General features: G+C 41.9%; 1 protein-coding gene (cut by a window edge). It reads left to right on the forward strand.

Annotated features, from left to right (window positions below; all coding sequences use genetic code 11):
- Positions 1-24,102, forward strand: partial view of a diguanylate cyclase gene (locus PHV77_03800; GenBank protein ID MDD5504421.1) — the 5' portion only. Its footprint extends 3,372 nt past the window's final position; only the first 24,102 of its 27,474 coding nucleotides appear in the window; its start codon is at positions 1-3; the stop codon falls past the right edge of the window.

Genomic DNA, 24,102 nt, shown 5'->3' on the forward strand with positions numbered 1-24,102 from the left:
ATGTTTTCCACTAAAACTAAAGTAAAATTTATATTCAAATCTATAAGCATTATTGTTGTTCTTTGTTTCTTTACCCAGGATATAGCCTGGGCGGTCAATGGCTCTTCGCTGTGGTCGGTCATAAACGGCAACCGTGTTTTAGACGCCAATGCCCGGGATTTTACCAACCTTGCCAAGATACGCATACCGGATGATTATGGAATCGTAAAAGAGATACATAATACCGGCAGCGGCAAGGTTATAATTAATATACAGGATACTCATGCCAATCTTAACGCGCAGGAATCAATAAGCAAACTGCTGGAGACGCTTGAAAACGAATACAATCTCAAATTAGTGTCTCTGGAAGGCGCTCTTGGGCCTGTGGACACGTCTTTATTCCAATCCCATCCTGATAAACAGCCAAGAAAAGATATTGCCTATTATTTTATGCAGCGCGGCAAAATAAATGCCGCCGAATATTATAAAATCAGCCAGGATTCCGCTATAAACTTGTTTGGGGCCGAAAATGATTCTTTGTATAGGGCCAATGTTAAAAGTTACATAGAATCATTAAACGGCAAAGGCCATGTCCATAAAGCTGTTATGGAACTTAAAAAGGCCGTGTCTAATCTGAAGCAGAGAATCTATTCAAAAACCTTAAAACAACTTGATGGAAAAAAACTTCAATATAGAACAGACGCCATATCGTTTAAAGAATACTGGAAGTATCTGGGAGGCCTTGCCCGTTCTTGCAGGATTAATATAAACGATTATGCTAATGTTAAAGCTATACTTGAAGCATCGGATATTGAGGAAAGGACGGATTTTTCAGCTGCTGAAAAGGAGCGTCAGGCGCTGATAGAGCTTTTGGCAAAGACCCTGCCAAAAGAAGACGCGCAAACACTGCTGGCTGAAAGCATGTCCTTTAAACTGGGCAGGACGGAGCCGGCGGTTTTTCACAATCACCTTCGCCAGCTGGCTGTTACATCAGGTATTGATATGGGCCTTTATCCCAACCTTTCTTTATATACCGATTATATCAGCCGCCACAGTGATGTTGTTATTGACGATCTTTTTGTGGAACTGGACGAGCTTGTGCTCGCGATCCAGGAAAAATATTTTGCTAATGACGATGAAAGGCTTCTTGCCGACCTGTCAAGAAGGCTTGATATTATTGTTGATTTGCTTGATGCCAAGATAGTCAATAGCGACCTTGACTATTATAACTCCCGTAAGGAGGATTTCTACCCCGCGAGTATATATAAAGACATATCGCGTTTGATGTCAAAATATGATATTAATGACAACCTGTCGGAGCCGGTTGAGGCCATAGCGCGGGCCCTGCCTAATGTTGAGACATTTTATGCCATCGCTCATAAGCGAGACTCTGCTATGATTGATAATACCCTAGCAAAGATGGAGTCAGACGGCCGGCAATTAGCTGTTATGGTAACTGGCGGTTTTCATACAAAGGGCATAGCCCGTATATTAAAAGAGCGCGGTATTTCATATATGGTAATACTGCCGAAGTTTTCAAAGGCCCCGCTTGAGCGCCCATATGATGATATTATACTAAATAAGAGAGAGCCGTTTGAGGATATACTGTCAAAAGGAGATTATTACCTCCAGGCCCCAAGTGTGTTTTCAGGATTCCAGCCCGCGGATGAACTAAAAATTGCTTTTCTCACCTTTTGCCTTTTAGCCGCTACCGTGGAACAAGAAGGCCGTTTTGCCGTGAATCTTCTCGGAGACCAGTTTATTATCTATAAAGAAAAAGATACAATTGATATCAAGTGCGTGGATACCGAAGCCGGTAATATTCCGGATAAGACACAAGCAACAGCGTTAAAACTTAAAGAGGTGTTAAATAACTGGAGAAATGAATCAAGGACCAGTGAAATCATAACACTAAATGACCTCCAGCAGTTGATAGAACATATAAGCCGCTCGGTCGATGGCCTTTCCAATATACCCATTAGCGCTCAATGGCAGGCTCTGCAAAATTATAGAAACATATTACAGTCACAGGCGGGACCGCCGCCTACTGTCAAAGGAGCTGCCCAGGCGGTAGAGGTACAACAGTTTAAGAGGCTTATTTCCGATTACCTTAACGAAAAAGACCCGGAGGTTGCTAAGAGCAGGTTAGGTTTCCTGATAGATAAATTTGGCAAACACAGGGTTTTGTATGAGCTAAACGAGAGAAAGAAGGTGCTTGCGCTGGAAAGTCAGGCTTGCAAGGATCCCCTTACAGGCGCCCCTAATAAAAGATATCTTGATATGGAATTGCAAAAATTAGTAGCCAGATCCAAGCGTCTTGGCATGCCTTTTGCGTATGCGATGCTTGATGTGGACCGCTTTAAAAATGTAAATGATAATTATGGCCATCAAGCAGGCGATTTTGTGTTAAAGGAATTGGCCAGGATTATAATGGCCAATAAAAGTTCTGAAGATATATTCGCAAGAACAGGCGGGGAAGAATTTGTTATTTTATGTCCGCAGTTTAGCGCTAACAAAGCCTACAGCCTAACTGCTGAACACTTGCGCAGTATTATTGAAAATCATAAATTTGTATTTAAAGGAGAAACTATTCCTATAACCGTTAGTTTCGGGGTTACCGATTTTAGGCCTGGACATGATTCTGTTGAGGAAATGGTGGGCCGCGCAGACAGGGCTCTTTACCTGGCCAAGCTACAAGGAAGAAACCAATCCGTTGTTATCAGTAGTGGTCAGGTTGTGGCCACCAGTTCTTTTTCTTTGGTGGATGGAAAATCTCACTCTGCCGGAGTATCGCCGCAGTTGACAGCCGAGCAAGAAAAACAAATCAAAGATATTCAGGACAAGCTTAATGAAATAAGATTGAAAATAGATGATGCTCTGGCGGTCATAGATATTGAAATAGTCAAGCTTGACAAGTTGATAACTGATTTTGGTGGCCAGATTGACACCAAGCTGGACGAGATAGAAAAAACACTGGGTCAAAATCGCGAAGACGTTTTGAAAGTGAAGAAAAAGGCAATTGATTCAACTGCTAAAGCGAAGGGCTTGAGGCTTGTTAAACCCCAGTCAGATTTTGATAATAATCTGGCGGATTTAAACAAAGGTACGCGAGAGGTTGAAACACAACTTGAAAAAATTGAGCAGTCAAATAAACTTATAACGAATGAAATAGACTGGAGAAACGATCTTTATGCTATTTTAGACATACAGCTTATCACGAATATTAATATGCCTTTTAGGTTGAGCCTGCTTCGTTATAATGCCGACACGCTAACCCATAGGGCCATTGTGCTAAGCCGTTTGCATCCTGGTGAAGAGATAACCCCGCAATTGTTTGGAAGCTATAACAAGATAGACCAGGAATCAATTAAATGGGCCGAATCACAATCTTCCGTAATATGGACGCCTCACCCCAAAGGGGTTATAGATATCTTTGGCAACAAAAATATTGGTGATAAATACTGGTGGGAACTGGATACAAAATTTCTTGCTGAAAATTTAACTGAAAATCAATTGTACAATCTTGGTTATCAAACAGCAAGGGAAACGTATTTCACCATAAAAGAGTTACAAAGGGTTTTGAAATATATAGAAATAGTAAGGGCAAGAGAAGGCGATGAAAGAGCGGATGAGATAAGAGTTTGGGTTGAAGGAAGAATTCTTTGGCCAAATTCCGAAGAAGCCAGAGAACAGATACAGACATTGCTTGGTAAAGAAACCGGTACACCAATCCCCGGAATAATTGAAGCAGGTCAGGATACGGGTGAGACGGAGATTCAACCTGCAGAGCCCGCGGATCAGGCGCAAGCGCTCGAGGAGCAGGTTAAAGCAGTCTTTCAGGCTTTGTTGGATTCAAACTTTGATATCGTGGATTTTTTAAAACGGGATCCAAGTGGTAATGATATCACGAAGTTCTTGAAAAACGAAATAGAAATTTTAGTGAAACGCGAAATAAACCAGGATGATATTGTATCCAAATTGAAAGTGCAGATACCCGCGGCCATATTTATGGCCAAAGGCTTAATGCATATTATCCCGACAGGTTTTGGCAAAAGTCTTGTTCTAAGGCTTTCAGCTTTGATACTCGCATGCCATGGTTATAATTTAAGAAACAACCGGGGAGTGATTGTAACTACAACATCAGATGATCTTGCCAAAAGAGATGCGGAAAACGCAGGCAGGATATTATCAAACCTTGGTATTAGTGTCGGATTATTAGGCCAAGATAACGAAGGCCAGCGCGTATGGAAGGTTTATGATGCCAAGACGGATACTCTGGTTGAGGCCAAAGGCCCATCGGATATAACTTATGGCACTATAGACAAATTTGTGCATACCCTTGAATTTGAAGAGCTTGCTTTTGGTGACTCGGAAAAGGTTTTGTCACCTGACAACAGGAAGTATTTCTTGCTCCTTGACGAGGCGGATGTGGCTCTCATAGAGCAGGTGAGGACGCCTTTTATATTATCAGGCGAAGAAAAAGAAAATGCCGAAAAAATAAAACAGAGATATATTTACGCCCGCCAGATAGCCCTTAAACTTATTGGTAACAAGCAAATGGATCAAGTCGCCCAGGAAGGTTTGGTAGACATATCGCAAGAGGCTATTAAAAAGATAACTCTTACGAACGCCGGCCGCGAAAATTTAAAAACCTTATTATCTCAAAATGACTATAAGGATATAGGCGATAGCACGCTAATTGAGAGTTCTGATATCAGGTCGTGGACGGCGCTTATTGAACAGGCCTTAAGTGTTGAGTTTACTTACAAAAAAGGCACGCACTATACAATTGACGGCAACAAAATAGTATTGATAGATGAATACAGCGGGCAATTAATGCCCGGCAGAAGGCTTCAGGCAGGATATCATTCCGCTCTTGAGGCAAAACACAAGGGCGATGGAGTTAATATTGAAGCTGAGCACCCGATCATAAATACTATGACACTTAATGAGTTTTTGAAAAAGTCTATTATAGAAGGTTATGCCGGGTGCAGCGGAACCATGGACAAGGATTTCATAGAAAAGGTGTATAACAAAAATATAAGGGAGCCAAAGATTGGCGAAAGTGGAAGGGAAGAACAAATTAACGTATTTGCAACCGAAGCGGAGAAATGGGAGAAGTGTTTTGAGAGTGTAGTTGAAAAGATAGAGATAGGCTTGCCTGTTTTGATAAATGCCAAAGAAGGCATGGCGGAGTTCATTACACAAGGTATACGTGAAGCCTATGACGCAAGAAACAAAGTAGGAGCGTTTGACGCAATAGTGCTCAAGAGGTCTATAAATATAAATGTATTTGACGCGTCTTCTGAAATTGATATTAAAGATATAGAGGAAAAAGCCGGCGAAACAGGCGCTATTACCATTGTTACGAACAGAGGCACAAGAGGCGTTGATATCAAGCATAGCAGGGCCATTGAAAGTAAACTTAATGAGGCATTTGCTATATTGGATGAAAAGGGCGTGCAATCTTATTCAATTTATATACATGAACTGCAGGCAACGGATATGCAGTTTAGAGGCAGAATAGCCAGAGCGCCGGGTTCTCACGGGACATGGATGGCTTTTTGGTCAATTGAGGACAGCATTTTTGAAGAATATAAAAAAATCCCCGCTGTTCAAACAGCTCTTAAGAGCATTAGAGAGGAATTAGAAAAGCGCAAAGAGAGTATTGTTGAGGATAGCTCGCATCAGTCCGAGCAGATAGTAAACCTTATTTCTGCCATCAGGACAGCGATACAAGATGCCCGGATAAGCGGATACAAGGACAGTGAAAGATTTGAGAATGAAATAAATGCCACAAAGCAGAAAATTCTGGCTCTCAGAGATTGTATTTTTAAAGGAGAATACGATAATGAAGGATTGAATAAAGTCCTGCCCGGGATAGCCGAAACAGCGAAGCGTGTGCCCGAAAACGAAAAGGAGGTTTTCCGCAAGGGGATTTTGGCTGTTTTCAACAAGGCTTTGTCGGATTATCTTGATATTGTAAGCGATAAGCGTTTCGCGATAATGCAGGAAATAGAGAACGCGAAAGTAATGGCATCAGCAACACAAGCTGATCCGTTCGGGCCTTTTCTTACGGTTTCAAGAGACGCTTATAATAAGGTTATTGATTATATCAAAAGCACGATATTATCCCCCATGCAACAAGAACCTGGTTCAAAAGAAACGTCAAAAAGGGCTCCGCCCATAAGCAGGTTCAAAAAGGCTTTCGGCCTGCTTTTTGGAAGCGGTATAGTCGCCGCCGGATGGATGGGAATAAGTAAAATTATGCCCTTATTCAATATTACCAGGTTTTTATCCGGGGGCAGTTTTCTGTCCGGGGTATTGCCGTTAAACGCTATTACTGGGATATCAGCTTTTTTACCTGCCGCGGCATGGGTTGCGCTGGCAGCTTTTACTCTTGTATCAGGCCTTACGCTTTACTATACCCGCGTTAAACTGTTTAATCAGGTGTATTTAAAGGATGTAAAAACAAGCATGATCAGGGTATTCAGGGGCGCTTTTACTTCTAAGGATCTACTGAAAGCAGTGTCTTCTATTCCTGTGATGCTTTTGTCCATGTTTGCCAGCGCCGGCCCAATGATAACTATCTTTGCTCTTGTATCGGCCTTTGTCTATCCTTCTTCTGCCGTGGTATTGTTGCCGCTGGCAGCCGGTATAGGGCTGGCATCTGTTCTAACAGGCGTATTAATGACGCTTAATCCTTGGGTTGCAAAAAAGCTCAAGACTGAAAAATTAGAAGCGCCAAGCGATGCCCAGAGAGGCATACGTTCTTTTGCGTTTGGTTTAGGTTATATTGCCGCAGTGCTTGGAGCTTTTGTTTTTGCTCCGAGCATTGAAAGTATCGCCTCGGTTTTATTATCGCTGTCTGTGGGCGCTCTTGTTTCCAAATTATCGCTGGGCAAATTTTATGACCAAAACCTTGAAGGCGCGCGGTCGGCAAAAAGATCAAAATTAATAGGCGGTGCCGCATCAATCGTGGGATTTATACTTTTATCAGGCCTGTCTTTTATGATGTCCTTAAGCCCGGTTGTTTTTTCAGCTGTTTCTTTGATTTTTTCAATTCCGCTGGCAATAATAACGGTTTTATGTATTGTGGGCATACCCTATATGTCTTCACGCTTTGGGCGCATAGAGTCCCGGTCTTCTGATACAAGTTATAAAATGGCAACAGCGCAAGAGATGGCCCAACAGGGATTATCAAATATCAGGGGAATCTTTATAGGCCTTATGGCCGCGGCAGGCATTACCGCGGCTGTTGTTACATTGATATCGTCAGCGCCTTTATGGCTTACACTTGTTTCCGGGGCATCTTTAACGGTAGCTTCGGCAATATCTATTGGATTTTTCATCAAATATGGCAATACGCTAAAGGCGCGCGTTGAGAAAGGCGAGAAATTAAAGGGCATAAAAGCTTTGATAGCGTCATTATTTGTTGATCCGAGTAAATTGGTTCAAAATATTATGAATTGCGCTGTTTTGTCCATAGCAGGCTCTTCGCTTGGCGCCGGTTATGTTTTTGAGTCGGTAAGTATTCCAAAAGATGGTGCAAGTTCTGTTAATGAATTTATTAATAAACTGCGCAGTTTTTATGATAGCATAAATAAAACGACAATACTTTTCGGAACAGGATTTGCCAGGGGGATTATAAGAGAACCCTTGGTGGAAATAGAAACCCCTGCTGCAGACCCGGAGGAGATACAGGCTGCTCTAGATGCAGATGCTGCAAGACTGGCCAAACAAGCAGCAGATGAGGCGGCAGCAGCAAAGGAAAAGCTGGATCAAGACGCATTGATTTTAGAAATGGCTCTCTCTCAAATGGGCTCTACAGGCTTTGAACAAAAAGGAGAACAGATCAAAGAGCCGGTCAAAGAGCCGGTCAAAGAGCCGGTCAAAGAACCGGTCATAGAACCAGTCGTAGAACCAGTCGTAGAGCCGGTCATATATACGGTAATTGACGAAACCCCCAAACAACTAGATGTAATCATTAAAACTACTGGGCAAGCAGAGGAAACTTTTGAAAAAACCTCCCCCAAACAACCATCAAAAACAAGGACCGGAGGTTTGTCAGAACCGGGGACAGAAACACCGTTCATAGAACCAGTCGTAAAACCAGTCACTGAGGAAACAGACGAAGCAGAAGCGGCAAGACTGGCCCAACAAGCAGCAGATGAGGCGGCAAGACTGGCCAAACAAGCAGCAGTAATTGTTGAAACCCCCGAAAAACCAGCAGTAATTGTTGAAACCCCCGAACAACCATCAAAAACAAAGTCCGGAGGTCTGCCAGAACTAGGGACAGAAACACCAGTCGTAGAACCGGTCGTCGTAGAACCAGTCGTCGTAGAACCAGTCGTCGTAGAACCAGTTGTTGAACAAGTCAAGATCCCCCAACTATCAAAAACAAAGCCCGGAGGTTTAGAACTAGAGGAAGAAATTGAACAAGGAAGCGCGCGGACTGTCAGCACTCAAAAGACGCAACCTGCTACACAAACCGCTGTAATTATTCCTGAAAACATGAAGGATGTGCTAACTTTACCGGCTACCACCAGCACGGGGAAAATTACTTCAGAGGCAACGACTACTGGAGTTATTCCTGAAAACACGGGGGATGTGCTAACTTTACCGGCTACCATCAGCACGGGGGAAATTACTTCACCGGCAACGTCTGCTGTAGATACTCCTAAAAGCTCGGAGGATGTGATAACTTCAGCGCCTGCCAGCACGCCTTCGGTTACAACGACGCCGGCCGTTACTTTATCGGCAGAGTCTGACCTTACAGATGCTGAAAAAAAAGAAATTCATGCTGCCGCGTTCACTTATTATTTACGTGGAGACTATGATAGGGCTGAGCGTGAATTTAAAAAGCTTCCTCAAGATGTCACGATACTTACATATCTTGCAAACATTCAAGCGATAAAAGCCGCAAATGGCACCACCTTATCGGCAACAAGTACTACGCAACCCGTTGTAGATACTCCTGCAAGCACGAAGACTGTGTTAACTCCATCGGCTACCAGCACGGGAGATGTGCTAACTTTAACGGCTACCGGCACGGGGGCAATTACTTCACCGGCAACGCCCGCTGCCACGAAACAGGTATCGCAGACCCCAGGACAGATAATAGATACAGTAGAGGCTCTTTATAGTGAAGGTCTTGATTATTATAATAAAAGGAACTATGATTTGGCCTTGGAAAAATTTAATGAAGTACTTAAAATTGTCCCGTCAGGATTCCAAAGCACCGTTTATTATATAGAACAAATCACAAATAAAACACAATTACCTGTTCTTACGGCCGCAACAACATCGTTACCCGGAACTGTAACAACTATTCCCCGGATTGCCGATGCAATCTCAATACCTGCCGCACCCGAAAGCGCTTTGACCGCTATCTCTCAAGGGCACGGTCCGGTTATTTTGCCCGCAAGCTCTGACACTACAATATCGGTGCCGGGCCAATCTAGATTTCTGCCAGGGCTCGGATTGGCGCTAAACGAACATCTTATAGACACTGCTTTAAGAATAAAAAAACAAAGTCTCGGGATTTATTTACAAGGGATGACAGATGACTACGATGGTATTAGGAAAGAAACCATAAAAACTATGGGGTCTTATTTAGAAAAGCTGGGAGGGACGCAGGAGCAACTTAAAACCGAGATATCCCAGTATACGCTTGCAATACAATATAAAACAGCTCTGAACGAGTTTGATGAATTATCTCTTGAGCAAAAAGAGTTGCTGGGCGAAGCAGAACAGATTATTGGTTATATGCATACAAGAAAAGACGCCAGTCTTGTTAAGGCTGTTTATCGTGTAGATATTAATACAAAGAATAGAAACATTAAAAAACTGGAAGAAAAAAAAGGATTATTACAACAGCAGCTGAAAGAATCCAAAACAAACACTAAACGCGCGCAAATTAATAATGATATTTCTGCAATAGATAAGGAGATAGAGCGCCTTAAAGGTGAGATCAAAGATATTGAGGCTAAATTAGGCTCGGATCCTATGCGCTTGGGAGAGAATGCCAATGAGATTGCTCAAGCCGCCGCGGATTGGCGTTATGGACATGTTGACGATGTTATACCCAAGCGGCTGGAAGAGCTACAAGGCACAATAAGTCAGGCGTCAAAATTACCGCAAGATCTTTTAGCCCTTGACCCGGCGAAGCTTCAATCTGAACTTGATTGGCGTTATGGCGCGCTTGGCAGCAATAAAACAGCATTGCCGGGTATAATCGCAGCTATTAAAGCGGATATAATATTCCTTAAGAGCAAAGAGTCGGACTTGGATTTCATAAAAGACCCCGATAGGGCCTTTGCTATATATGGTGATGTTTTATCAAGGATACAGAGATTCTGGTATTCGGTTCCGACCGGCGATGGCTCGGGTGAAGGCAAGACGTGGCAGGAAGCCACGGCTGAAAGGGAACAGTATCTGAAGTTTTTAGAAACTGGCTATGCCCGTATAGGCGACAAGTATATTAATAATAAAAAAGAGCTTGACGGTTATCAGTTAAGGCCTGCTATATTCGTGGACAAGGCTAACAATAATGCCGCTGTTATTGTTACATATGCCAAGGTCGGCGATAAGTGGGAGATGGTGACATATGGAGGCGCAGCTTCCAATGATATTACAGGGTATCTATATGACTTTGATTGGGCTGACCAGGTTGAAAAAGTTTCTTTTATCCCTGCCACAGGCGAAATCACGGCCACATTAGTAAATGCTGTTACCGGCAAAGTTACGCATGGCATCTTTGACAAAGATGGATTTCTTATTGAGAAGCGCCAAGGCATGGATATAGACAATAAACTTACAGACAAGGAAAACGCTTTATGGCTGCCCTCCGAAAGTTTTATCCCGATTGCTACGATTTACGATGTCAATACGGGCACAGCGGACAAAACCTATAGGCTTGAAGCTGATGGGTCACGCGGCAAGCTCTTATACAGCTATAGCGATTATGAATTTAATAAAAATGGAAAAGTCATTTCATATATAAAGACTGGATATGATCCTGATGGTAACATTATATCTGCTGTAAAAATTATAGAGCACGTATCGGACATAACTCCGGTTGCATCAGAACAATCCTCTGCAGCACCAGCTCTGGATTCTGCTGCCGTCACTCCACAGGCAACGTCCGTTGGAGTTACTCCTGCTGCACAGGCTGGCCTTGCAATATTTCAAATAAACAAATTTTATCAGCAGGCGATTAATCTTTATAATGATGCTATGTCTGAATACAAGCCTGGAAAACCGGACAGTGTTAATCGTATAAAACTGGAACAAGCTTTAAATGGATTTTTACAGGTTGGTGAATATGGACAAGCACCCAAAATGGTTAAAAATATTCAAACGATGCTCAACAAGAGCCCTGTTGTAAAAACTCAACCGGAACAAAAATCTGCTGAAAAGCCTGCTCTCCAGTCTACCGGTTTAGATAGGTCTATTTTGTCACAGGCTGATTATGACCGCATAATATTTGAGAATAATCTTATAAATAATGAGTATACGTTAATTACCTACAAAGAATCCGGGGCGAGGGACTTGACGCTTACTTTTGCCAAAAAAGAGGATTATGAAGCAAATAAATTAGCTGAATATATAAGGATAGGCAGAGCGTTTCAGAAAGATCAGACCCCCGAAAATATTATGAAAGCCATGGGAGAAAACATAGCCGCTATACCCGTTCCCATAGGTTATTATTTTCTGGGTTATATGCCCGGATCAAATCAATACGATATAACATATGGTCTTTCCCGGGACTATCAAAACGTGAGAGAAAACGGTTTATCGCCCTTGACGGAAGTCCTGGTGGTAAAAAATTACAGGCTTGACGAGGGTTGGGTCAATTATGAATTTTTTGATATACTCAATGACGGCGTAAACCAAGGGAAAGCGTCAAATGAACAAAACGGCGAGATCAGTTTTAATGTCTACGACGAAGACGGCAAACAGGTGGGGCAGAATACTTATGTTTTTAATTTTGACGCGGAAACAGGGCGCGTTACGACCGGCGAATTAAAACGTTATGCGGACAGCGGAAGGCCGATATTGATAGCTCTTGAATATACCCCGGGCAAAGAAGGAAAATCGCCATCATTTAAAGCCAGGGTTTTTGGTTCGCAACAGGACATGGAAGATGCCCAAGACTTGCTTACAAGCGGCTCCCAGATCGTGCTTGTTTCAAAGGCCGATTCTTTTGTGGTCCATGAGGTCCAAAAGGCCGGCGAAGGATATGTGGCAAGGCTTGACGGTAACGGAGCTCCTGTTGTGTGGATCCATGCGGAATATAATAAAGGCAACCCTGATGTTGAAAGATCAGGTGCTGTTAGCGCAAGCATACAGGACATGCGCCTTATTGCTGATATTCAATCTGTGTCAAAAAAACTCAGATTAAAAGGTCCAGATGGAAATGATATTACCGGTTTAGCCCAAATTACCGATGCTAACAATCTTGAATCTGTCTTGAACAAAGACTTGGGAGAGCCTGTGCAGGTCTCAACAGAACTTCCGGATCATAAATACGTTATTATGGCCTATAACAGCGGCACGAAGCAGGTCCTGCCTTTTTACGGCAAAAGCACGTTTGATGTTTATACGCAGTTTTATAATTCGCCCGAACACGAAAAAGAATTTGAATTGCTCAATCTTTTAAAGATAGGAAACATCATTTATACTGATGATAATTCTTCCTGGCTGGGCGGTTTTGAGCCTCAACGGGGCGGGGTGCGAAGGGCGAAGATTACCATGTTCAATGACAACAAGGGGAATGAATACCCCGTGAAGATAGGCCATGACGCGCAAACAAGAGATGATTTGTATGCCTACGGCGTCCTTGAAATAGATATAAGAGATGATTCTTTTAATCCAACGGGATCATGGGTGTATTATCTTAACAAACAAGGACTTCCAATAGATCGCCTGCCGCATGAAGAGGCTTGTAATTTAAGAAATGTTAGCATAAATTTTAGCGGTAAGAATGAAAACGCGAAGCTTTTGATAAATGATATCGCGTACGGGCAAAATGCCCATGATAAGTTCGGGGCATTTTTACCTTTTGCCGCTGATGTTTATGATGTTTCTGGCGGCGCGCCCCGGCCTGTGGGCATACATATTGATGATAGGGGCAGAAACCGTATTTATTTTGAATTTACATCCCAGGCAACGCAGTCAGCAGACGGCACATGGTCTGTTCCCGCGCTGGCTTTTTGCGATATGTATGACGACCAAAACGTGTATTTAGGTCAATACGCTTTTAATTCTATAGTGAAGTGGACCGAAGGAGAGGACGGAGCCAAGGCATATACATATGAGATAGGAAACGCTCTCTCCTGGGGGGTCGAAGCCCAGTCAGGACCGTACGCGGGCAATAAATTTGTGTATATTTTAGACAGTACCAGGAAAAAAGATGATGGTAGTTATATTATATCTAATGAAATGCTCGGCAAGCTTGGTACCACAGAGCGCGGGTCCCATATTCTTAGCGGTAAAGATTTGGATACTTTAGGCATAGATAAAAACAGCAAAGCCGTGAGCAGGATACTAAGGGCGGCCCAAATATATCAGGCGGGCTTTGAAGCCGGGGACCCAAGCCGTGTTATGCTGTTTGACAGCTCTTATCCGGGAAGGGAAAAAGAAGCGGTCGCTATGTCACAGTACCCTGGCGGTGAATTGGAAATGGTTATTCGCGGCCCGAATAGCAAGGAGATTGCCAGATTTACTTTTGGAGATAGTGACAGCTATGACACCAATAAATTCGGTCTTTACAGAAAAATAGTTGAGGATTTTCAAACAGACCAGTCTGAAAAGATTAAACAGATGGCGTTAAGCGAGGGCATTATTACAATACCTGTTAAATTGGGTAATTATTATATTGGTCACAGATATAATAATGAGACATCATTATATGAGCATGGTATGTTTAAAACGCTTGCAGATCTTGCGAAAGCCGGATATGCAATCTATGATGAAATTACCGCGGCGCAAATATTCAGGCTTGACAGTGACACCCCGGCGAAAATAGAGTTTTTTGCAAACGATGGTTCAAGCCTTGGCAGGGCAATAACAGATCAAAAGCTTAGCTTGTCGGTTTTTGATAAAGGTGGAGAAAAAATAGGCGAAAACGTTTATGAGTTTGTTTTTGACAGGTTGACAGGCAATGTGGTTATAGGCAAATTTTTGTATTTTATTGATACAAAAAAGGCTGAAGAAATGCTTGGTAAAATGCTGGAGGCATTGCGTGAAGACCCTGTCGCGCTTGAAGCATTTAACCTTTTAACAGGCGCGGGCATAAAAGACAGCGGCAAATTAAGCCAGGCGCAACTGGACGTATTGTATACCCTTATATTTAAAAATGATTTGGGAGAATTCCATGAAAATGCCGCGGATACTGAAAAAACGCTTGAAGGCCTAAGACTTGCTTCATCAATGCTTGCAGCTTTAAGGGGTAATCAAGGCGCTTTAGAAGCGTTTAACGCATTGACTAATGCCGGATTTGCTAATGAGGGTTATCTGGCAGACAGCCAATTAGCGGTATTATACGGCATGATATATGATGGTGAGGGCGAAAAACATAAGCATGCAGGAGATCCTAAAACAACAATGGAGGGTATTATATTAGCCAAAAAGGCGCTTGACCAATTGAGGGCCAACCCGTCGGAATTAGCGGCGTTTAACTTAATAGCGGGAGTTAACATCAAGCTTTCCGGGCCGCTAACCGCCGAAGAATTGACCGCTCTATACACACTGGTATATGATTCAGACGGAGATTTTTACAGGGATTCCGCCGGTTATGCATATACCCCTATTGAAAGTATAAAATTTGCCGGGCCCATGCTTAAGGCCCTGCGCCTTGACCTGGAAGCCCTAAAAGCATTTAATCTTTTTACAGGCGTAAATATCCAGCCAACAGGCAAATTAAGCCAGAGTCAGATAAATGCTCTTTATGGGCTTATTTATGGCGCGAATGGAGACTTCCAGCCAAATGCCACAGACCCCATAGCGACCATAGAAGGTTTAAAATTAGCTGTTGCTATGCTGGACAGCCTAAGAAGCAATCCGGAGGCATTGAAGCTGTTTAATCTTTTTACAGGCATTAATATTACTTTACAGGGAGCGTTGAACGGAAAACAAATAGATGCCTTGTATGGGTTGATATATACAAAAGATGCGGATGGTAAAACTATATTAAAAGATAATGCCGATGACCCTGCTTCCGCTATTCAGGATATTATCACCTTCTACAACAATGTAGTCTCATATGTTATAGCCATATCAGCCAATCCCAATGCCATGGCCTTAGCAAACAGCGCTTTTGGTTTAGGCCTTACACCCAATATGACGGCAGGCAATATAACCCAGGCCCAGCTTAAGATATTCTCCAATAGCGACCTTGGCATACTCTATGATGAAGGAGGAGTTTTAAGAGATATTGATACTGTGGTGATGCTTTTTAAAAGGATGGGTGAGATATACGCTAATTGGGATAGCCAGGCGCAGTCTGCCTTGAGGATATTTTCTGGTGTGGACATAGCGCCAGGCCTAGACTCTTTAAACTCTGATCAGATTAAAGCTTTTAACACTTTACTATTTGATAGAAATGGTAATCTTTATCTTACTGATGCTGAATTTGATGCCCAAACAGTAGTAGCTAATTTAAAGAGGGTTATTTACAAAGTAGGAGATACTTATGTTACAGAAAACGGTTTAGCGGCATACAGCCTGAATAGCAATAGCCCGGGGGTAAAACCCCTCCTGCTTGCGCAGGTTACAAAAACCGGTAAACATGATAGGATGTATATAATTGATCCGTCTATACCTAATACTGATAATGTCTATGCCGAGATTCTGGAAGGCGATATTGATCTGGATGCCGGCACTATCAATCTGAAGTTTGTTGTTAATGTAGGGCGTGACAGCGCGGGTAATCGCATATCTTCTGTCACAAACTATGATGGCCGGGAGGTCCAGAGGGGAACACTTGCGGGCTTTATAGACAGTTCCGGCGGTTATATACCGTCAGATGTTTATATAGACGATTTATCTGATATCGCGGCTGTCAGGATGAAAATTACTACATCTTTGTTTGGCCAGCAATGGTATGAGGAATATGATTTTAATGGAAACATTGTCAGAACTATAAAGCCTTATCCTGAAACAGGCCAGGCCGAGGTTGTTAAATACAATGTTAAGGAAAATGGATCATTTCCGGATAGCCGGTCATATTTATATGAATATGATAACAACTTGAACGATATAAAGACTGATAAGCCTGTTATGGATTTGAGGGAATCAAAAATTATCGGCTATACGGATATGAATGACCCTATTGCTTTTGTTCATGATTCAGTTACCGATTCTTATTGGCAGGAAATAATAGACCCTGTTGGCAGGGTAAAAGCGAAAGTAATAGGGGATTATAATGCGGCTGCAGGTATTTTTAGTCCTATTGCCATAGAAATCCCTTCGTATGATGGATATATTGGGGCATCAGCTATCGGCTCCAGCAAGATGTATGAATATTCTAAAGCTAATGGATATAATACCGCCGCGTATGCCGGTTCAAAGGTTCTTATTGAAACAGGCAAAATAGAAATTATAACAATAGACGGCCGCGTTTGTGTAAGAAGCTTTTACTTTAATAATAAGACCAATGTCAGCTGGCAGGAGATAAAAGACGCCAGAGGTAATATTATAGCTAAACTCTACCAGTATCCTGATTCGGGTTCATCCGGTTATCGCGCGTCATTCGTTGAAATTATGCAGTATGAGCCCGGTATAGGTTCAATAGAAGGCATTGCCCAGAGCGGAAAGCTTTATTTATTCACGGGCAGAGAAGACTTGAGAGATTTTAGCATAAGCCAATATGCTGATAAACCTGTCCTGACGGAGAGTTATCTTGTAGATCATTCCGGAAAGGCTATTACTACGGTTGAGGCCCTAAAGATGGACAGCCTTGTTTACCAGTATGAGAACAAGGTCTCAAAATTAGTATGGCAGGAAGAAAGGGACAACCGTGGACGGCTGATAGCAAAGTATACCGGTGTAAGTTCGCGTGATGACCAAGGCAACTTGACAGGTTTTTCAAGAAAGGTTGTTGAGAAGATTACGCCCACAGGCATATTGGGTGTCATGCATATATCCGCTACAAGTAATAGTTATTTATATGAAACCTACCAAGGTGAAAAAGGAAAACATCTTAGTGAATATAGACCCGAATTTGCTTATGTGTCAGCTCAAATTATCAATGATTCCGGCAATGCAGTAGATTCGCTTGCAGGTATTGCGCAAGATAATACAGTTACTTATAGATATGTAAATCACAAAACACATTTAGTGTGGGAAGAGGTGCGAGACGGTTTTGGGCGCATTATAAGACGCTATGACGGTGAAACTTTAGGGGACAAATCAAGCCCATTGACAGAACCCTTTAAACGTGTTCTTGTTACCGATCAATATTATGAAGGTCTCATTGGTGATTTTGGTTTAAGTACCAGCAGTGAAGTTTATTCGCTGGATGAGTCCGGTAAGAAAGTCGGTAATCCGATTGACCAATCAGAACTTTTAAGCAATAAGTTTGAAAAACTTGATTTTGAACAATTGTCCGCAACCGATAGTTTTGGCGCGCTTAAGAGTATTTTTGATGAACAGGGCAGGATATATTATCAAGGCAGCCGTGCTTACAAAAGATCTGATATACGGGGAGAGGGTTTATTAGAATACCGTGAAATAAAAAATAATACGGGATCTATTGAAGAGAGGTTTGAAGGTTACAAGGATCCAAGCGGTAAATTCGTTAGCAATCTAAAAAGATACTTTTTCTACCCGGACAGCGATATCTGGCGTTCATTTAGTATTGCCCAAAAAACAATTCTTACTATATTTGTTGACGGCAAAGAGATTATTTTTTCTGTTGCCAATAGAACAAGTTTTGATGAACAGACAGGGGATATATCTTATAGCTGTAAGAAGGGCAAGGGTATTATTAATTTCCCGCAAATTACATATACCAATCTGGAGCAGAGCCTTGACCTGTTATTTGAAGATGCCAAAGGTTTTGAATATGTGACCTATGCATGGCAAGAAATAAAAAATAATAGAGGATGGCTTGTGCAGACGAGAGAAGGGTTTGGCCTTGATGATAAAAATTTTCCGATGGGCGTTCCCAGATACATTACTTTCTTAAAAGGTTATTCGTTGGATATACCCATTAGTTTAGAGGCTCACATATATAAATATGATGACAATGCCGGTGAGCGTCTTGACGGACAGGTTATCCGGACAAAGCAAACAGAATCAGATTATAGGCACGGTACCAAGGTTGGGTCTCTGCAGGGCCTGCATTTTACAGATAACATAGCTGTATACGATGTTAATGACACCCGTATCAACAGAAAGTCTGTTAATAATAGCGGATACAGAATGGACGGCAGGCTTGCTTGGGAGATTCACGCCGGGAAAATGTTTAGAGATAAGGTTTATTTAACATATTTTAATGAGTTGGAATGCGCTGATTATAGCGCGCGGCTTGTCGGTGTGCTTTCTCCGATTGCGGGTAGCAAGTTAAATATCACAAACCGTCTTGCCGAAATAAAACAAGAACCTTATAAGACACATTATACTATTATGATACCAAGCAAGCCCGGGTCTTATATTGTGTGGGATAAAACGCCTGACCAGGCAAAAAATGTTTGGTTTGCTGTTGACCGGTTTATGGATGGCGATGAAATTGATACGGAAAAGGTTTCATCCAAAGGCTTTACTCGGGCCGTAGAAAACAGGAATATTTTTACAGCCCCATCTGAAGATTCGGCTCTTAACCTCGCGGAACAAGACGGGAAATATTTTTCCGAAGGGGAATTCTTGTATGAAATTAAGAATAAATACACCCCTGTTTTGTGGAGATCCTATCATGAAAACAGCATACGAGAATACATTGGCGTTCAATTCAATAAACACATTAAAAATTCATGGTTATATAATGCTATTGTGGAATCCAATAAACGCGATACATTATCGCCTATCGTTATAACAACGGCAGTATCTTTGGCAGCCATAACATTTTTACTGCCTTTGGCATTGTTTTTGTTTACATACGTTTTGTCGTATGTTCATTTCAAAAAACTCGGCAAAAAGCAAATCGCGGATACCAAAAGTTCCGGTTTGCCGGGCGAGGGGGGAGATATTGCTTCGGGCAGGGCGCCATCCGCACAGGCGCCTGGTCACGCGTCTGCTAAAGTTTCGCCTGGCGCGCCTTCTGTGCCTGATCAAGAAATTAGGGTCAGGGTTGCCGATATAAATCGTCATTTGTATCTTAATAAAGCTTTCACTGATTATTTGATTTCTTTGTACTATAAGACTGATGAAGAACTGTTCGCTTTGTTAGATGCCTATTATCCCGACACTCATAGTGAAAAACCCGCCATGCTTTCAGAGCGTTATAAATACAGTATGGTATTGAATAACAATACGGTTTCGCCTGATAGCAAGCAAAGAGCAAAGTATGATTTTGTTGATAGAGTTTTTACAAAACCTATATCATATTTGATGCTTGCAATCATGATTGACCAGGCTGAAAAATGGGACTGGATGAATAAAGGCGAACTTGATAAAGGTGACAGAATTACAGGCGGCCTTGCAGATAATTTCTGGCCGTTTACGGACAGGGATATGAAACGGCTGTTTGAGTACTTTAAAGCAGACGGAAAAGACCCTATCTTGGAATTAGGCCTGTATAAGTATCTTGGCGCAACAACGCTCCAGCAATGGTATATGGACGCTAATATAAAGGCTCTTAAAGAGAAAGCAGATAAAAATACGACCGAGAAGCAAGCGAAAGCTAATGTTAAGAAAAAGAAAGACCATAAATTGGAAAAAGGAAAGCTGATTGAAGAAGCTATCAAACCCGCTAAAGAGTGGCTTGCTAAAAGATATGAATATGAAGGCCTGCATCAGACTGTATACCCTATGAAGGTTAATAAGATTATCAATCTCGTCTGGCGTGTTTTCGCTTTAGGCGGGACTGCCGGCTTGATTGCTATGGCAATAACTTCATTTTCATCGTTTGGTGTTATTGGCCTTGTTTTTACCGGATTGATCTGGTCGTTTGTCCTTGTTGAAACGCATAAAATGCTTCAATATGCGCAGTTTCATAAGAATTGGCTCCAGGGCCTTCGGACCATGTTTAAGGCCAGGGCTGATTATAAAGGCCCTCTTTCAGAGGCCGAACTAAAAGTAAAAAAGAATTTCTTCAAGGCGTATTTTGGATGGATGGGGACATACGCGGCTGTTATAGTGGGCTTTAGCCTGCTTTATAGTGTTGGCAGTATACCATGGTTTGGTTGGCTTGCCGCTATCCCTATTTTAGTGATTTCTTTGCGGGAATCTTTCAGGAGCTGGTGGTATATTTTTACAGAATCTGCCGCCACGGCAATAAGCCGTAACCAAAGACTGGATAGCCTGAAACGGTATGAAGATATAGGCAAACAAGAGCTTGACAGGATACGCCGCAATGAATATTTGAAGGATGTTTTTAAAGATGTTGTTATAGAAGCAACGCTTTCGGTGGAGTCAGGTTTTCATCTTATATCAAAACAGGAAGAACAGGCACTTATAAAAGTCCTGAACGATCCGAAAGCAAAAAAGTTGCCGGATCTTAAAAGCCCTCATGCTAAACAGGAAATCATCAAATGGTTTAATACGATACTTATGTTTGATGAGGATGAATTTAAGAGAATATATGACCAGACGAAACTTGATGAGCTTAATCCGTCAATATTCAAGGGGACAGGTAAAAAGAGAGTTTTACCCACACGCGATTTTCTTGACGCGGAAGACGGTGAGACAAAGGATGCCAAGGGCGTTATCACAGAATATACACCCGCAGGCATTATAAAATCCGGTTTTTATGTGTTTAAAGAAGAATTCAAAGAGTCGTGGGAAATTTTTCTTAGAGATGATATTTTTAATGGTGTAGCAGTTGATGATGCTTTTCTAGAACGCCTGATGGATCCCAAGACAACCCTTAAACAAACCATAGAAGACATCGCGCAAAAATTAGGCAGAACGCAAAAGGATATAGAAGAATACATAATTTCAAAATGGATAGTATTTCGTGCTGACGGGTATTTAAAGACACTTCTTTTTGCTGAACGCGCGGGAGAAGCGGCATACAGGGTTTTAATAAAGCACAAATTTAAAGACGAAAATGGCCGTGATCCAAGTGAAGCGGAAATAAACGATATTTTGAAAAAACATCTTATGTTTATTCATGTCCATGAAGATATAGATCCGGATATACAGAACTGGGGTGGAAAGAACCCTAGCGAGATTATTAATATATTATGCGATACAAACAGGCCGCAAGGAACCTATACGATAAACGGCTGTTCTTATGCTGATACAGGTAGCGAAAAGAGCTTTAATAGAACATTTACGCCCCAGGATTCAAACAAAATAATTCTTTCAACGAAAGAATTTAAAGGTCATGATTATCTTAAGGATGAGGCAAAAAGATGGGTTGTTAAAACCGATAAGTGGTCAGTAACAGCTCGTTTTATAGAAAAGTTTTTGAAAGACATAGTCAAAGAAGACGCTATGATTGTCAATCTGGATAGGGATCATTTTTTCTATCCATCCGAATTTTTCATGCTCCCGTTTTTAGCGCAAAGATTTACTTCCGAAGATAATCTTGGTTATCTGACCACAAGGCTTGATATGAGGACGGGGTATGTCGCCCCTACCGGCGCCGCGCATCAGGTAGCAGAAGATACATGGAATTTAAGGACATTGCTCGCGGAAGCTCTTTTGGGCGCGTCCTCTTATTACGGCCCGGGATTAGTGCGTTGGAGTGTTATGAGGAGCTGGGGCGCTTATATGTCTAATATAGAGGACACCGCCGCGGCGCACGAAGCTATAATGGATGGCATGCGCGGCGACCATACTACCTGGATTACCTGGGGCAGGCCAAGAGAAATGGTCGGCGCTTCTATCCTTGATTTTCAGAACAGGTTTGGCGGACTTGTTATTGATGAATTTCTTTCAGTGCATTATCAGAAATTATTAAAAAGCGATAAGGCGCATTGGACTGAAAAGCTGACAATATTCCAGAATTTTGATTTTTACTTTAACAAACCATTGATACCGCACTTTAATCTACTGATCTTTTTGTTCTCATTTTTTATTAATTTTACTCCGTTTTCATTTTTTGCCCTGCCGATATTATTTGTAAGCCTTGGGTATCTGTTTTCACAGGCTATAACATCGGGAGGCATAAGATTATTCCATGCCAAACAGCCGTTTTTAAAGGCCTGGGCGTCTTATTCAAAAATGTTCTGGGGCCTTGTGTTTACTTTCGTTCCTTTGATACCCATGCACGGCGAGAAGGCATTAAATGCTTTTAAGGGTACCGCAGGAAGATTCAGCAGCGGTATTAAAGATATTTTCTACCCTGCCGTAAAGTTTAGGGAATTATACAATCTTTACAAGCCGTCCATTCGCTGGGGAGTCGCATTATTAGGGATATTATGCTTGGCGCCGACACATCCCTGGGCTATTGTGACCCAGATATTTTTTCATATATTCCCTATCGCGTTTATTTTTGGGCCTTTTATGAAAAATGCCCCTGCTAACAAGAAGATAGCGGCCTCTGTTTTTGGCGTAAGCGGAGCATTGTTTGCTTTAAACGCCATCTTTGCCTTTATGCCTATGCCTTTTGTAGCGGCAGTGGCTTTAGGTATCATTATTGCCGCAGGGCTGACTGGTAAAGAAAAATATACCAAGGGTATAACGCACGGGTTATTGGCTATAGTATATTATCTGTTAAGAATAGATGATATCTTTTTTGATCGTCCCGGAGCCCGGGGCCCAGATGCAAAAGGTGTAAAAACCAAAGTCAAAGACCGCAAGTATAGCCCCTTAATGACATCATTGCTGATATCAGTATCCCTGCCTTTTTATGTCCTGCGGCTTGATTTATTAGGAGCATTAATAAAAAAACAGGATTCAAAAGCGGAATTAGGGGCTGGTTTGGAATTGGGCCTTGATCTTTCAAGAAAAATATTTAACCCTTTGAATGAGTCTTCCGGAAAATTTGCCGCTCTCATGAACGATTCACTTAAAGCGCTTATGTCTCTGGCACAATCCGACCAAAACTTAGACGCTTATTTGCAAAATTTATTAAGCAAAGAAGATAATATTTCTAAAAATATAAGCATAAGGGTATTAAAGAACTTGCCTGTTAACGCGGCAAGGTATCTAAATGATATGGGTTCTGTTGAAATAGTTTTAAATGAAAGATTTGTGCTTTCTCTTCTTAATGATTATGACTCATACCCTGTTGTAAAATATATACTTGCCGAACGCCTGTTTCATGAATTAGGCCATGATAATAAGACTGGAACAGCGCAGGAAGAAGTTGACGAAGAGGCCGAGCTTATAGCCAGGGACTTAGAACTTCACTCCATCATATCCTCTGATATCCAAAACGAAATCAATAAATATTTTCAAGATAAAAAACCATCTTTTCCTTCAGGTTATTATTTTGTATTTTTAGACAAACTGTCAAAACTTGGCGATGGCCAAAGATCCGCGAGTATAAGAGATTATATAAGGCAGAACGGCCTGGCTATAGGCAGGCTTAGTGATGATGAAATAAATGCGCTATCGGTTGAGGAGCTTGTTCAATTGATAGAGAGTGTTCTTGACATGAGCGGGAAAGAAATAGCGAATAAGTTTTTATTGTATTCGGCCGCGCCTGGTACCGGCAAAGGCGAAGTTATGGACGCTATCTTTACCGAAGGCAAAGGTAAATACGCTCATCTTGTTGATAAGCTGACACTTTATCACACAAGGTCTCCGCGCGTTAAAAAAGGTATATCCGAAAAAGATGGCATTGCCTATCATTTTAGAGGAGAGGACGAGCTAAGACAGCTTGAAAAAGAGGGCAAGATTATTACCGCTCTTGTAAATAACCAGCTTCAAGGTATGGCATTAGAGACTTTTTACGAAGAAATTACAATAAGGAAATCCGATTTAGCTGATAGCAAAAAGGCTGTTGTGCTTAATGATGATATAAAAATAGAGGAAACCGATGAATACATAAAAATCCGCCGAAAA

Source organism: Candidatus Omnitrophota bacterium (genome assembly GCA_028716165.1).
Classification (GTDB): domain Bacteria; phylum Omnitrophota; class Gorgyraeia; order JABMRG01; family JABMRG01; genus JAQUQI01.